We start from the raw sequence: 14,851 nt of genomic DNA on the forward strand, positions 1-14,851 counted from the left end.
CATATTAACAATCTACCCACAGGATATGCACAGGTATCTGTGGATAACGGAACGCTTGTTCTAATTTTCCCGCCATGATAATATAATTACAAATTATAGAATAAAGGTGATTTCAGTGAGACAAATTAGTGACGAAACATTGATCGACTCTTATTACAAAGCATTGGATTTGAGATTGGAATCAGATTTTGTTGACCTGTTGCTCGCAGAAATACAGAGACGTAATTTAAAACTGCACGTCTACATCAAGGATGAAACCCCGCTAAACTAGAGAGTTTCATCATGAAATTATTTGGATGGTAAAATTCTGGTGGCAGTCGGCGCAGTTTACCAGATGAAGGCATTGATTATTCTGTGAGCCTAGTGTCCCATCTGACATGGAGATATCATCAATCTCTCGATAAGGAGAGTAGGGGCCTAGATAGTCACTCCATTTCCCGCAATCATTCATCTGTTGTGAACAAACAGGACACTCGATATTCAGCTCCTGCAGGCCGTTGCAAACCGGACATATATATGACAAAGGGGTATTCCTCCTAATCCGTAGATTAGGTTTAGAATACCCCATTTTATTTAAGAAGATTAAAATTTTAAGTTACTGCTGTGTCCTGGTGAAAGCTTTGCACTAGGGTCAATATAGACTTTAGCGTTATTAATCGCAGTAGGTGCTTCACCAAAGCCAACAGCAATCAGTTTCAATTTCCCAGGATAAGTTGTAATATCCCCGGCAGCGAAAATGCCTGGAATGTTTGTTTCCATTCTGGAGTCAACAACGATTGAGCCGTTTTCAATCTCAAGGCCCCATTCGGAGATCGGTCCAAGGGAAGAAACGAAGCCGAAGTTAATGATAACAGCATCGACATCATGTATAGTTTCTTCGCCTGATTTGATATCTTTAAGCGTTACTTGCTCAATACGGTCACTGCCGTGAAGTTTGGTGATTTCCGTAGGAGTTACAACGTTTACTTTGGAGTTCATCAGATTTTCTACACTGTGCTCATGTGCACGGAATTTATCTCTACGGTGGATAAGCGTGACTTTCTCCGCAATAGGTTCAAGCATTAAGGCCCAATCAACTGCTGAATCACCGCCACCGCTGATTAATACTTTTTGGCCAGCGAAAGCATTCAAATCGCTAACGAAATAATGCAAGTTTTTCTTCTCGAATTGCGCGGCTTCCGGTAACTCAAGACGACGCGGCTCGAATGCGCCAACTCCACCTGAAATAATAACGGCGCGGCTGTAGTGTGTGCCTTTGTCTGTTGTTATTTCGAAGAGACGCTCTTCTTTTTTGATCACTTGGTGTACTTTCTCTTCCAAGCAAGTGTTGATCTGAAAGTGTTTCATTTGAGCTAGCAAGTTGTCGACTAATTCTTGTGCGGTTACTTTTGGAAAACCAGCTACATCATAAATGTATTTCTCCGGATATAAAGCTGCAAGCTGACCACCAAGCTGCGGCATACTTTCGATAATTTTAACTGATGCTTGGCGCATACCCGCATAGAAAGATGCGAACATTCCAGCAGGGCCTCCACCAATTACTATGATATCTACGATATCTTGATTTGTTTCTCTCTCGTTCATTGTTTAAACTCCTCCGATTCATTTCCTTTGATGTGTGTGATTCTCCTGAGTGCAGTAACAATCATTATTCCATTATAAACGTCTCTTCTATTGAAGGAAACAGAAAAGTGAGATTTCTTTATATAAATCGCTTATATATATGATAAATAATGCTTACAGTGGTTGGTCAGGCTAGAAGGGCCTGTACGCCTTATTTTAGAGCAAAATAGCACTTGATATTTACTTATGAAAATTATATTATATCATGAGAATCGGTTTACGCATGTTGTGACTAATTTCATCCTGTTTCATCATAATTCGCTGCAGCTGTGTGCAAACTAGAGGCAGAATACTACTTTTGAAGCTGTTTGTGTAATTTTTCACAAGATAGAGAAACCATAGGACTATAAATACGGATATGGAAGTGAGAGAGATATGAGTAGAATACCAAGAATCGTAATTTTAGGAGCAGGCTATGGCGGGATTCTTTCCGCAATTCGTTTGCAAAAAGAATTAAATTACAATGAAGCCGATGTAACACTTGTAAACAAGCATGATTATCATTACATTACTACCCATCTTCACATGCCTGCTGCAGGGACGGATAACCCTGAAAATGCACGCGTGAACATTTTGAAATTGATTGATGAATTTAAAGTTGATTTCGTGAAATCGACAGTTACACAAATCCGTCCTCATGAGAAAAAGGTTATTCTCGAAGATGGTACGCTTTCCTATGACTACCTGGTTATTGGTCTTGGTGGCGAAGCTGAAACTTTCGGTATTCCAGGGCTTAAAGAAAACGCATTGAACATTCGCAGTATCAACAGCGTTCGTTTCATTCGTGAACATATTGAGTATCAATTTGCGAAGTACAAGCGTGAACCGGATCGCAAAGATTACCTGACATTCGTTATCGGTGGAGCAGGATTTACTGGAATCGAGTTCATTGGTGAGCTTGCTGACCGTATTCCACAGCTTTGCAAAGAATTTGACGTAGATCCTTCCCTTGTGAAGATTTATAATATTGAAGCAGCTCCAACGGCACTTCCAGGATTCGATCCTGAGCTTGTTGAGTATGCGATGAAAGTTTTGACAGACAAAGGTATTACTTTCAAAATCGGTACAGCGATTAAAGAATGTACACCTGAAGGTGTTCTGATCGCTGGCGATGAGTTCATCAAAGCAGCTACAGTCGTTTGGACAGGCGGTATCCGCGGTAACCATATGCTTGATGAAGCTGGCTTCGAAACGATGCGCGGCAGAATTAAAGTGGATGAACACCTGCATGCGCCTGGTTTCGATAACATCTATGTTGTTGGTGACTGTTCCATCGTGATGAACGATGAAGGCAGACCATACCCTCCAACAGCTCAAATCGCTATGCAGCAAGGTGAAGCTGTTGCACATAACCTGATTGCTTCCATTCGCGGTTCGCAAATGAAAACTTTCAAATACTCCAACAAAGGTACAGTTGCTTCCTTAGGTAAAGGTCAAGCCATTGGTATCGTTGGTTCCCGTAAGCTGAAAGGTAACGTTGCAGCCATGATGAAAAAAGTGGTTGATATGAGGTACCTCTACATTATCGGCGGTATTCCACTTGTTATACGTAAAGGACGTTTCTAGTCATCATTAGTAAACGGGGGGATCGCCATGCGGCACTGCAGTGTCCAAGTAAGAGGACTTCTTACCCGGGATGAACTGGATCGTTACAATGCCTTGATCGAGGTCGGTCACTTTCTAGAGACTGAGAAACGATATGATCATGTAGCCGTTGTACAAAAGGAAATCGATATCCTCATTCTTCCTGCGATTGAACGCTTGAAGGAAAAAGGTCGTCAGCGTGACCGTGATACAGAAGTGTATCTGGCTCGTAAAGCGCAAATGGAAGCTGAATTAGAGGCTGCCCTGCGGGACGACGAGGATGAGGAATAATTCATTTAAGAAAGCTTCGCTCTTCATTGAGCAAGCTTTCTTTTTTTGCTTATTTCATCTTCAGGGGCTGTTTACCCTCTTCCAAAAATGTGCACAATGTTGATTGTGCAGTGATGCAAAAAAGAGTGAAGGACATGGAGTCCTTCACTCTTGAGTTATATCTTAAATTTGAATTAATTTAGCAAATTTATCAGGTGTCAGCAGGTTGCCGACGTAGAAGTCGCCGAACTCACCGAAACGTGCGCTCACTTCGTCGAAACGCATTTCATAAACGAGCTTTTTGAAATGAAGAGGATCATCGGAGAACAGGGTTACGCCCCACTCCCAATCATCCAGTCCAACGGAACCAGTAATGATTTGTTTCACTTTACCTGCGTATGTGCGTCCAATCATGCCATGGCTGCGCATCATCGTTTTGCGATCTTCGGCAGGGAGCATGTACCAGTTGTCATTGCCATCGCGACGCTTATTCATCGGATAGAAGCAGATGTGCTTCGATTTAGGCAGGATAGGCTTCAAGCGGGCTTGAATTTCCGGATCTTCCGAAGGATCCACGCCTGGCTTAGCTAGATAACTGCTTAATTCTACAATGGATACGTAGGAATAGACCGGGATTGTAAAAGCGGCGAAGCTTGATTTATTAAACGTATTTTCCAATTCATTCAGTTCTTCAAGCGTTTCGCGCATTTGCATGAATACAAAGTCGGCTTTCTGACCAACGATGCTATAAACGGCAGTACTGCCTAGTTTATCGTTCTCGAATTGCTGCCACTGGGACAGAAATGTATTCAGCTCGTCCGTTGCGTGCTTACGCTCCTGCGGGGTTGCGGCATGCCATGCGTTCCAGTCGATTAGACGGAAATCATGGAGCGCATACCAGCCTTCCAGCGTTTGTACGGCTTCACTCATTGGTTTTCCTCCATTCAAGGGCTAATATCCCCTACATTGTATCCAATTCATGGGGAAAGGGCAAATGAACAAAGGGTGAAGAGGGAAATGTTCAATTTGTGTACACTTTACCTGTGACATTTCGTGGATTACAATTATAAGGAAGTCAGATAGATGAACGGGCTTCTTACATTGTTAAGGGGGAACATACATTGTTACAAATGGTCATTGCCACTGTCTTAATGATAGTGTTATTTTTTGGGATCGGGTTTATTTTGAATATGCTAATGAAAACAACATGGTTTCCACTTTATGCTTTTATTGCTTTGGTTATCGGCGTTGTTATTTATGGTTCAATAGGAGAGGCGTCTTTTCTTTCCAGCGGTGAGAGCTTCACAATTGTTGATATTGTTCCGGCTATCGGTGGTTTGGTTGGCGCTATTTTAAGTGGATCGGCCATTAAAGCGCTGCGGATCAGAGGCTTCAAAATGTTTTAAGGTTCTCATAGAAATAGGCAGAACTGGTCACTCTAAGGTTGAGTTGCCTAAATTGACCTTTCGGAGGAGACCATCTTGCCTTTAGCCCATGTGAACGGAACCAAATTGAATGTTGAGATTACGGGGACTGGCACCCCAATCGTCTTTATTCATCCACCTTTATTAACCTTAAAGACCTTTGCTTATCAAAAAGAGCAGCTTTCAGACCATTTCCAAGTCATTACTTTTGATATCAGGGGACACGGCGCGAGCAAGTCGTCAGATCGTGCATTTAGCTATGCGCTGATCGTTGAAGATATAAGGCAGCTGCTGGACTACCTGGGCATCGAAAAAGTATTCCTGTGCGGTTATTCAACAGGTGGCGCGTTAGTGCTGGAAGCGCTGCTTACGTACCCTAAACGTTTCCTTGGGGGAATCGTGGTTAGCGGGATGTCTGAATTAACGGATTCTTATAACAAAAGCAGGCTGTGGCTCGCTTCGTGGATGGCGGGTTCAGGTCTGCTCATGAAGTTACTGAAAAAAGCAATTACTTTTGGAAATGCAGATAATGAAAATACCTATCATAGTCTGTATGAAAGCTCATTAAGCGATGCTGCTAATAATGTGAAGTCCTATTACGAACAGTCCCTTACCTACACCTGTACGCGCCGCCTTAGGGGCCTCCAGCATCCGATCCTATTGATTTATGGTCAAAAGGACCGCACATTTCATCGGTATGCGAACATACTCCATAATGAGCTGCCGCATAGCTCCCTTTATTTCATAAAAGATGCTAAGCATCAAATTCCGATTAAAAACCCTTCAAAGATGAATGACTTGATCCGCCTCTGGGTGGACAGCCTGGAAGATACTCAGACACAGCGTATATTGCTGGACTTGGCGATTGCAAAGAAACTGAATCCGGACATGTATGGCGAGGATGTCCAGGAAAGTCATCTGCCACTTCATTAAATTAGCTGATAGATTGAAGAGCCTGTTGAGAGAACTCAACAGGCTCTATTTTAATATCAAAAAAATAAATGTCCGAAATTAAAAATGTTCCAAAATAACCTTTCCAACTGTGTTGCCTGCTTCAATCATGGTTAACGGCAGCGCTGCCGATTGAGCGAAATCCAGTGTTGACGGTTTCCTGCCGACGATGCGTTCATCGACGAGATGAAACTCGCTATCATCAATCAAACTTTCCGAATGCTCAACATTTAATTCCATCACCTCATTTACAGTAATTTTTTCTATGTTGTTAGTTTATTCGATCCGTTTTAAAATAGTAAGTACGCACAATAGTTTTATGTAGTATCAATTTGTATACTGTTAAGGAGCTGAATCGTAATGCGTGATCGTAAAAGCGGGTACGGCAACCCTCCGAATGATGAGGGCTGTCCTGTTGAATATACATTGGATGTTATCGGGGGCAAATGGAAAGGCATTCTTTTATATCACCTGATTGGAGGGACCAAAAGATTTAATGAATTCAAAAGAATCTGTCCGTCCATTACTCAAAGAATGCTGACACTACAACTAAGGGAACTGGAAGAGGACGGCATTGTCCACCGCGAGGTGTATCATCAAGTTCCTCCAAAGGTCGAATATTCGTTGACTGACTTCGGACAAACATTGGTCCCGATTATTTTACTTATGAAAGATTGGGGCAATGCTTACAAAAACAAGTCGGAGTGTCGCGTCTAACGTCTGAGTTGTCGGAATCTTGCCATCCGAAAGGTTGGTTTTTTCATATTAGGTAATATTATCTTTCTCTCGTAGATACCAAGCGTGTCGATTTTTGTGGTAGACTAATAGAGAGAAACCGAGAAGCTTACATAGCTGCAATCGGTTGAGGCAGGATGGTGCTGTAACGGAATGAGAATGACGAATATGCTGCATTTCACCGAGAACCACAGGTTTTGTGTGAACCGTGAGTTTTCTTTGAGCAGTCTGGATTATAAAATGTTAGCTATTATGTATCAGCCTATGATCGGCGGATTGGCTATTAGCCTCTATCAAGCACTCTATCTGCAGATGAGTGCAGAAAAAGTCGGATATTCGCCTCTGGAACAACAGCGAAAGCTGTTTCTGCTGCTCGAGCTTGAGCAGGGGGAGCGAGGACGCAAATATTTAATTGAGCAATCTTCGAAGCTTGAAGCCATAGGACTCCTGCAGACAACTCGCAAGTTTCTGCCGGGTGAAGAAGACTATGTCTTCGTGTACACATTGTTCCCTCCGCTTGGGCCCAATGAGTTTTTCCGCAATCAGCATTTGACACTGCTGCTCCGCGATAAGGTCGGTAAGTTCATGCTCTTATCCCTTCGGGAAGAGCTGCTCTCGCCGGAGCCGGAAGAGTGCTGTGACGCGAGTGAAGAGAACCTGTCTGTTCCGTTCTATGATCTATTCCGCCTCAATACTCAGGTGGTTGATTACGAACTGGAGCAAGCCCTGTATGAGGCCTCAGCCAGTAAACAGGGAGACGCTCGCATGGACGTGACAACCAAGGGCTTCCAGTATGCGGATATTATTATGAGGTTCCCGCGAGGAGCGAGTAATCGCGTTTTCGTTGAAGCTCTCAAGCATAAAACGGATCAGATGGCTGCGATTAATATTGTGGCGAAAAAGTACAACCTGTCACTTCAGGAAACATGCCGTTTGCTGGATGAGGATGGCGCATTCACCGAAGAGGGCGAGCTGCAGATGGATCTTATGCAGTATAATGCGAATCTGTTCTACAGACAGAGCAAGAAGCGGGATGAGGAACGAGAGCGCACGTTATCCAGGTCGGAAGAGAAGTCGCAAGGCGATGCGAATGAGGATATGTTAGACACGTCTGGAGACAAGTCAGTTGAGATGGCTTATTACCTAGAAGTGCCGCAGCAGCTGCGCGGCGAATGTACAGATCATCAATACAACTACATTATGAGAAATGAGCCGTACACGGCAGTTCTGAAAATGTTCTTTACTCAGGGCTCCATTCCGGACGGTGTACTTAATATATTTGAGAAGATTGACTTGAATTATAAATTGAATGAGGAAGTCATTAACGTCTTGATCCACTTCCTACATATTGACCGCCGTTCGTGGGCTAAGTCTTCGATTGAAGCGGTCGCATCGGATATGCTGGGCAAGCAAATTGTCACATACGAACAAGCAGTGGAATATGTGCGTGAGAAAATCAGCTACAAACAGAAGGCCGCTTCCAAGGTGGAGGCCGCAAAAGCTGGCGGTGGCTCTGTAACTAGAGGTCGTCAAGGCAAGACGCAGAAGCCTCACATTCCGATCGTTGTGCCGGATGCCGGCACGTCGGCGGCTTCGAGGCTGACGGATGAAGAGCTGGAAGCCGCGAGAAGGATGGCGCAGAAGCTGGACGAGCGCTTTAATCGGAAGAGCTGACGGTTAGATCCGATGGAACAACGTACAAGAGAATTATAAGGAGGTGCAGGAAGCATGGATTCCCTTTCTCACTTACTCAAATCAATGCCGCAATCCGAATGGAGACGGAAGGCAGAAGCGAAAATTAAAGTTGTTATGGATGACGCCTTAGTTCACAAATTTCGCCAAAAGTATCCATTCGTCGATGACTATACCATTAAGATTAATATGAACAAGCTTTATCAATATGTGACAGAGTTCAAGAACTGTTCGAACTGTCCAGGGTTAGAAAACTGTCCGAATGATATGACAGGGCATTATACGATGTTGACAGCCGACTCCGTCAATGAAAAGCCGTTTGTTCATGAGGAAAAGGTAGCTTGCAAGAAGTTCAATGCGAAGCAGCTGCAGGATGCCATAAGCAGCCGAATCCGCACCTTTCATGTGGATCCGCGGATGATTTCGCGCAGCTATTCTTTTGGAGATATCCTTGAAACGGATCTGGACCGGGCGAAAGCCGTTATGCAAATTAACGACTATGTCAGTCTGACGATGGAAGAGGGGCTTCAGACTAGAGGACTCTACTTATCCGGATCATTTGGGACGGGGAAGACGTTCCTGATGGGCTATATGCTGCACCAGCTGGCCAAAGTCGGTATGACAGGTGCAATCGTCTATATGCCGGATTTTGCCGAGGACTTGAAGGGAATGTTCCAGGAGCCTTATAAGCTGAAGGAAACAATTGATCTTCTAAAGGAAACGGATTTATTAGTTTTCGATGATATTGGCGCGGAGAATTTGAATCCGTGGTTGCGAGACCATGTTATTGGAGCTATCGTGAATCATCGCATGAATCGTAAGCCGACCTTTTTCACATCCAATTACGCACTCTCTGATTTGGAGAAGCATTTCAGCTTTACGAATAAAGATGGTGACGAGGAGTACAAGGGACAGCGGATTATGGACCGTATTCGTCCTTTTGTCGATGTGGTTGTGGTAACAGGTACGAACAAGCGCGGGAAATAATAAAAAGCTGTGCAGATGGGTTCATCTGTACAGCTTTTTTGGCCATATAAGAAAGTATAAGTTTTTCCTAACGAAAAAATGCATGAAAAAACCGCCTACACACTGAGTGTAAAGCGGTACTCTTCCAGGCTTGGTTATTCCTATTTCATAACTTGAATCACGGTTGCAATGGCTGCAATTAGAAACAAAAAGCCAAAGAAAGCGCCAAAGCCAATGCCTACATCCATGAAATCATTACGCGGTTCTTCGTACACGTGAAGCTCAGGGTGTTTAGGATCGCTCATGTGGTTACCCCCCAACGTCCGACATTCGTATGTTTAAGTTTAGTATACCCAAATTCGTCGAAAGTTGTAAAGCTAATCAAAGTGACAATTGTGCAAACAATAACGGATAGCAGCGGAAAGTATAAAATAAGACTTGACTCTAACATTAGTGTCATGGTTTACAATGAAATCATCCTTACTTGATCAAGGAAAAGGAAAAAGGTGAAGGCCATGCGGATTAGTGAGTTATCCAAGCTTACCGGAGCCAGTATTCGTTCTTTGCGGTATTATGAGGCGAAAGGGCTAATCGCGACACAGCGTGAAGAAAACGGATATCGGGTGTTCAACCAGATGGCTGTTGAGCGCGTGAAGACCATTCAGTTTTATTTGAGCTTAGGCTTTACGACCGAACAAATTGAAAGCTTTCTGAACTGCGTCATGAAAAATCAAGAGTCTATGTGCGATGATTTGCTGCCACTCTACACAGAGAAGCTCGAAGAAATCGAACAACAGATGAAAATGCTGCAGCTGCTGCAAGCTAATTTGAAGGATCGTATTGCTTATATCGAGCAGCAAAGACTTCAGGGCCTGCCTGTAGGTTTACCTGCTAAGTAGATTCAACTTCGACCTTTTTGCTAACTTATGGCTTGGTTGAAATGACCTACTGGTGTGGTATACTTTACATGTTGACGTTCATCGGTAGCTAGGTACTACTTGATGTTATAAATCAAATCCATTCTTAGAAGGAGGAACTATCATGTCAATCGTGAATGTTTCTGATAACAGCTTTAAAGCCGAAGTTGAAGGAGAAGGTACAGTACTTGTAGACTTCTGGGCACCTTGGTGCGGACCTTGTAAAATGATCGCTCCCGTTTTGGAAGAGCTTGATAAAGAAATTGAGTCCTTGAAAATCGCAAAAGTAAACGTGGATGACAACCCAGAGTCTGCTGCTCGCTTTGGCGTTATGAGTATCCCAACATTGATCGTTTTCAAAGACGGACAGCCTGTTGATAAAGTAGTTGGCTTCCAATCCAAAGAAGCGCTGAAAAATGTTGTTTCTCGTCATCAATAATTTGTTACAAACTAGAAACAATTGTTCGTGAGAAAAAGCTCTTTTTCTGCTATGCTGAAAAAGAGCTTTTTTTGTTTTCCGATAATGGGGAGCGTTTATACTTTGTAGCTACTGAGACGATTTTGTTGTACGTAATGCAACAATTATTCGAATAGATGGGCATTTATGTACGAATGTTGTATTTTCTACAACAAATATAGCCGCTAATCCTCTTTTATGCCTATATTGAGGTTAAATTGTTGTATGAAATACAAGATTTACAGCGGTATGGCCTGCCCAGAGGTGTAAATGTTGTACGCAGTGCAACATTCAGCTTCGGAACTTAGGGGCTTAGGAACTTAGGGGCTTTGGAACTTTGGAGCTTCTGGGCTTAGGGACTTAGGAGCTTTGGAACTCCGAAGTTTAGGATCTTAGAGGGGAATTATGGTGTAAGTTTTTGCGCGAGAGGAGATTGGATGCATGACCGAGCATGAGCATGAGGACGCTGGAGTCCGCGAACAGAGTCTGGAAGTAATTAAACACAAGCTGAGCTTATTACCGGATAAGCCAGGTTGTTATATCATGAAAAACCGCGAAGGTACCATTATTTATGTGGGAAAAGCGAAAGTACTAAAGAATCGTGTGCGCTCCTATTTCACGGGGAGCCACAGTGCAAAGACGCAAAAACTAGTCAGCGAAATCCGCGACTTTGAATATATAATTACCTCCTCGAACATGGAGGCTTTGATTCTTGAGTGTAATCTGATTAAGCAGCATCATCCGCGGTACAATGTACTCTTGAAGGATGATAAGACGTTCCCGTACATCAAGATTACACATGAAGAGCAGCCGCGCCTGGAAGTCACGCGGCGGGTGTTTAAGGATAAGGGCAAGTACTTCGGCCCTTATCCGAATGCCTTTGCGGCCCAGCAAACGAAAAAGCTGCTGGACCGGCTTTATCCGCTGCGCAAGTGCAAGACGATGCCCGAGAAAGTATGCCTATACTATCATATCGGGCAGTGTCTTGCGCCTTGCGAATTCGACGTATCCGCCGAGACGAACGAGCGGATGGTGCAAGAGATCAGCCGTTTCCTGAATGGGGGACACGACGTCATTAAGGAAGAGCTGACGGCCAAAATGCTGGCCGCAGCGGAGGAATTGAACTTCGAGCGCGCCAAGGAGCTGCGCGATCATATCATGAACATCGACGCCGTGATGGAGAAGCAGAAGATCACGACGGCAGATGCGCTAGACCGAGATGTTTTCGGTTACGCGGTCGACAAGGGCTGGATGGCTGTACACATCCAGTATATGCGGCAGGGCAAGCTCATCGAGCGGCACGTCTCGCTGTTTCCGTATTACGGTGATGAGTACAATGACTTCATCACCTACGTTACTCAAGTCTACAGCGACAATCCGGCGCTGCCGAAGGAGATCTTCCTGCCGACGATACCGATACAGGGGGCAGTTGCTCCCATGACGGGGGCCGAAGGAGCAGCCGATACTCCTACAGATGTCATTACTGAAGCTCCTATTGAAGCTCCCGCTGAAGCCTCAATTGAAACCTCTATCGATGTTCCTGCGGAAGTTGTGGCTCAAGTAGAGGCTGAAGAGAAGGATGTCCGCGAAGCACTGGAATCCTGGCTCAAGGTCAAAGTGCATATCCCGCAGCGAGGGCTGAAGAAGCAAATGGTCGATATGGCCAAAGATAACGCCCGCAACGCGCTCGACGAGAAGTTCCGCTTGGTAGAACGCGATGAGCGCCGCACGACCAAAGCGGTTGAGAATCTTGGAGAATGGCTCGGTACAGGTACGATTCGCCGTATCGAAGCGTTCGATAACTCGAACATACAAGGGACGAACCCAGTTTCTGCGATGGTCGTCTTCGTGGACGGCAGGCCAGATCGCAAGGAGTACCGCAAATACAAAGTAAAAACAGTCGTTGGGCCGGATGACTACGAAACCATGCGCGAGGTGATTCGCCGGAGGTACGAACGTGTACTTAAGGATAATCTCACGATGCCTGACCTGATCGTCGTGGATGGAGGGAAAGGGCAGATCTCAGCCGCAGTCGACGTGTTGGAGAACGAATTAGGCCTGTTCATTCCGATCTGTGGACTCGTGAAGGATGCGAAGCACAAGACAGCGCAGCTCATGATCGGAGATCCTGCAGAAGTCGTGCCACTGCCGCGTGACAGCCAGGAGTTTTACCTGCTACAGCGGATTCAAGACGAGGTTCACCGATTCGCGATTACGTTCCACCGCGAAACAAGAGCGAAGTCAATGGTTGTTTCACAGCTGGACGCGATTCCCGGCATCGGGGAGAAACGCCGGAAGGCATTGCTTAAGCATTTTGGCTCCGTACGCAAAATAAAAGAGGCTGAAGTCCAAGACTTCAAGCCCCTGGGTATAGGTGAGAAATTGGCTAACGAAATTCTCAAAGCGCTTCAAGGCGAGGCGGCGGCTCCCCAGGAATAAGGGGACCCCGCCTTTTTCCATGCAGCCAGGCAAGCAGCAGACCGATCAAACCAGGCAGCAGGATGTAGAAAATGCCAGCAAGCACATCGCTTACATGTCCGAGGTAGAAGAGGGACATCCCCATGAGGATGCTGTCCATGCAGGCATGGGCGAATACGGCGGTAATGAAACCGTACTTGAGGAAGACATAACCTAGAATAATGCCTATGATGGTGACCTCGATTAGCCGTGTATAAACTGGATAAATGGGATACTGGGTATGACTAGCCGCCCAGATCACGCTTGGTATGATAATCGCAATAAAGTTTGAGCGAAACAGCTTCTTGAATAGAATGATGCCGAGCAGTCGGTAGGTCGCCTCTTCAGATATGGCAGCAACCCAGGCCATGAGCGGGAAGAAGCGAGGTTCTACCATATTGAGAACAGAATCGGACGGATCGTTCACAGCCCAAACATCAAAATTCACTTCACCTGTGTAAAAAAGCACCTGCTGAACGCCTAAGATAAAGAGAGCAAGCAAATAGCCGCGCCCCATGCCGCTATAAACCTGAGTCCCAAATGATGATTCCTTCCAAGCTGGCCATTTCCGCTCTCCGATAGAATTCCACAATCCATTACCTGCTACTAGAGCTAGGTAGAGAGATATGCCGAGCAGCACAGTCACTACATTCATGAAAATAATAGTTGCCCATGTTGCGTATTCATCGTTCAAAGCTCCGCTCATAGATCTAAAAGCAGGGTACATATTAAAATTATTGGTGATATAAATAGCTAAGAAAATGGCTGTTAATAGCAAGCCTCTACTGAATTTCATATGTTTTCTATAGATGATGGCGAATACAATCGCGGCAATGGTCATTATGAGTGAGAAGCCCATGGAAATCCAAGTCATGATAGATGCGGAGTGATCCTGCTGATCGATCCAGATTTGATGCGACGCAGGTAAGCTGAAAAGCACGTTATAACCGGTCAGATTTTTATCATTGAAATCAACTCGAACCTGTAACTTTGCTTCGCCAATCGGTTTTGTTTGCTTTTCATAAAATAAGGTTGTTCCATGTTCTTGATCGCCTTCGGCGGTCCGTTTATCTATGGGTGCAAAGTCATCCGGCTCAAATCCTTGCTGGCGAAGTTCCTGCTTGGCCAAAATGTCTGCTTTCTGCTTACTGATGATTGCTTGATCGGAGGGATTTTGCATTTCACGCCATCCAATAACGGATGCATTCGTGTAATTAATCTCAACATCAAATTGACGGTTGGTCTTGGTGTCTTCTACGCTTACTTGATAATAATCAATGGGGTAACGCTCCCCGTAGTCCTTCATATAAGCTTCTAACAAATGCTCCTTTTGCAAATAACCGCTGCGTTCCTTCTTGGACTGATAAACAACAAAGGTTTGCGGATTATTCACATCGTAGCGCTCATTAACAAATTGAGCTGCGCGATCCGCAGCCTGCTGCTTTGTAATAGAAGGATTGTCTGCTGCCGACGGTTCTTCGGCCTGAAGTCCGTATAATGCGGATATTCCCAAATAAAGAGCTACTCCAATGCATGCAAGGAAGAGGAGAAAACGATTTAATTTTGGCCTGATCATAGTGAGTTCCCTTCTATATTTTCGATTCTGAAATCACATCTTTCACGTTATCATAGTTTAAAAAGAAAGCCAATTTAGTGGTAAAGAATTAAAAACAATTATATAATACCTATCAATTGGATAACGTTCGGAATTTCTAAATAATAACGGGGGAACCCTACCGTTAACGCATTGGAAATCCTTATGTCTTTTTTGCAAA

15 protein-coding genes and 1 pseudogene are annotated in these 14,851 nt (G+C 44.5%); 11 read left to right on the forward strand and 5 right to left on the reverse strand.

Annotated features, from left to right (window positions below; translation table 11 throughout):
• Positions 1 to 115 precede the first annotated feature (115 nt).
• The gene (gene sda, locus QFZ81_RS05380) at positions 116 to 271 is read left to right on the forward strand and encodes a sporulation histidine kinase inhibitor Sda (protein WP_082562636.1); all 156 of its coding nucleotides are present in this window, start codon (positions 116 to 118) and stop codon (positions 269 to 271) included.
• Between the two features lie 311 nt (positions 272 to 582).
• Here sda and QFZ81_RS05385 read toward each other — a convergent pair whose 3' ends face one another.
• Complete coding sequence (locus QFZ81_RS05385; RefSeq protein WP_307447222.1) at positions 583 to 1,584, reverse strand: NAD(P)/FAD-dependent oxidoreductase; 1,002 nt, start codon at positions 1,582 to 1,584, stop codon at positions 583 to 585.
• A 414-nt stretch (positions 1,585 to 1,998) separates the two neighbouring features.
• Between QFZ81_RS05385 and QFZ81_RS05390 the strand changes: the two genes are divergently transcribed.
• A complete protein-coding gene (locus QFZ81_RS05390; protein ID WP_047681609.1) occupies positions 1,999 to 3,189 on the forward strand; it encodes an NAD(P)/FAD-dependent oxidoreductase in 1,191 nt (396 codons plus the stop codon).
• Between the two features lie 27 nt (positions 3,190 to 3,216).
• Positions 3,217 to 3,498 (forward strand): hypothetical protein, encoded by a 282-nt coding sequence (locus QFZ81_RS05395; RefSeq protein WP_057307547.1) that lies wholly within the window; start codon positions 3,217 to 3,219, stop codon positions 3,496 to 3,498.
• Positions 3,499 to 3,660: 162 nt separating this feature from the next.
• Here QFZ81_RS05395 and hemQ read toward each other — a convergent pair whose 3' ends face one another.
• Entirely contained in the window at positions 3,661 to 4,407 is a 747-nt protein-coding gene (gene hemQ / locus QFZ81_RS05400) for a hydrogen peroxide-dependent heme synthase (RefSeq protein ID WP_029194770.1), read from the reverse strand.
• Positions 4,408 to 4,598: 191 nt separating this feature from the next.
• Between hemQ and QFZ81_RS05405 the strand changes: the two genes are divergently transcribed.
• A complete protein-coding gene (locus QFZ81_RS05405) occupies positions 4,599 to 4,883 on the forward strand; it encodes a YuiB family protein (protein ID WP_171641056.1) in 285 nt (94 codons plus the stop codon).
• A 75-nt stretch (positions 4,884 to 4,958) separates the two neighbouring features.
• Entirely contained in the window at positions 4,959 to 5,834 is an 876-nt protein-coding gene (locus QFZ81_RS05410; protein WP_307447206.1) for an alpha/beta fold hydrolase, read from the forward strand.
• Between the two features lie 117 nt (positions 5,835 to 5,951).
• Here QFZ81_RS05410 and QFZ81_RS37235 read toward each other — a convergent pair.
• Positions 5,952 to 6,053, reverse strand: a pseudogene (locus QFZ81_RS37235) (zinc-binding alcohol dehydrogenase family protein); the annotation flags it as partial.
• Positions 6,054 to 6,212: 159 nt separating this feature from the next.
• Between QFZ81_RS37235 and QFZ81_RS05420 the strand changes: the two are divergent.
• The 3 genes from QFZ81_RS05420 to dnaI all read left to right on the forward strand — a co-directional run bounded on the left by QFZ81_RS05420 (position 6,213) and on the right by dnaI (position 9,266).
• Positions 6,213 to 6,569 carry a winged helix-turn-helix transcriptional regulator gene (locus QFZ81_RS05420; protein WP_307447201.1) on the forward strand — a complete coding sequence of 119 codons (357 nt, stop codon included), beginning with the start codon at positions 6,213 to 6,215 and terminating at the stop codon, positions 6,567 to 6,569.
• A 171-nt stretch (positions 6,570 to 6,740) separates the two neighbouring features.
• Positions 6,741 to 8,261, forward strand: coding sequence for a replication initiation and membrane attachment family protein (locus QFZ81_RS05425; protein ID WP_307447198.1), 1,521 nt, complete (start codon positions 6,741 to 6,743; stop codon positions 8,259 to 8,261).
• A gap of 54 nt (positions 8,262 to 8,315) precedes the next feature.
• Complete coding sequence (gene dnaI / locus QFZ81_RS05430) at positions 8,316 to 9,266, forward strand: primosomal protein DnaI (RefSeq protein ID WP_307447196.1); 951 nt, start codon at positions 8,316 to 8,318, stop codon at positions 9,264 to 9,266.
• 140 nt (positions 9,267 to 9,406) lie between these two features.
• Here the strand turns inward: dnaI and QFZ81_RS05435 are convergent, their stop codons facing one another.
• Positions 9,407 to 9,550: a YqzM family protein gene (locus QFZ81_RS05435; RefSeq protein WP_082562634.1), complete on the reverse strand. Its 144-nt coding sequence runs from the start codon at positions 9,548 to 9,550 to the stop codon at positions 9,407 to 9,409.
• Positions 9,551 to 9,760: 210 nt separating this feature from the next.
• On the opposite strand from QFZ81_RS05435, the gene QFZ81_RS05440 reads away from it, so the two are divergent.
• The 3 genes from QFZ81_RS05440 to uvrC all read left to right on the forward strand — a co-directional run bounded on the left by QFZ81_RS05440 (position 9,761) and on the right by uvrC (position 13,058).
• Positions 9,761 to 10,144, forward strand: coding sequence for a MerR family transcriptional regulator (locus QFZ81_RS05440; RefSeq protein WP_029194766.1), 384 nt, complete (start codon positions 9,761 to 9,763; stop codon positions 10,142 to 10,144).
• A gap of 142 nt (positions 10,145 to 10,286) precedes the next feature.
• Positions 10,287 to 10,601 (forward strand): thioredoxin, encoded by a 315-nt coding sequence (gene trxA / locus QFZ81_RS05445; protein ID WP_057307540.1) that lies wholly within the window; start codon positions 10,287 to 10,289, stop codon positions 10,599 to 10,601.
• A gap of 459 nt (positions 10,602 to 11,060) precedes the next feature.
• The gene (uvrC, locus tag QFZ81_RS05450) at positions 11,061 to 13,058 is read left to right on the forward strand and encodes an excinuclease ABC subunit UvrC (protein ID WP_307447188.1); all 1,998 of its coding nucleotides are present in this window, start codon (positions 11,061 to 11,063) and stop codon (positions 13,056 to 13,058) included.
• Here uvrC and QFZ81_RS05455 read toward each other — a convergent pair.
• Positions 13,018 to 14,589: a CPBP family intramembrane glutamic endopeptidase gene (locus QFZ81_RS05455; protein ID WP_307601829.1), complete on the reverse strand. Its 1,572-nt coding sequence runs from the start codon at positions 14,587 to 14,589 to the stop codon at positions 13,018 to 13,020. The two genes, uvrC and QFZ81_RS05455, sit on opposite strands and share 41 nt — an antisense overlap.
• Positions 14,590 to 14,851 lie beyond the last annotated feature (262 nt).

It is taken from the genome of Paenibacillus sp. V4I9 (genome assembly GCF_030817295.1).
Lineage (GTDB): Bacteria > Bacillota > Bacilli > Paenibacillales > NBRC-103111 > Paenibacillus_E.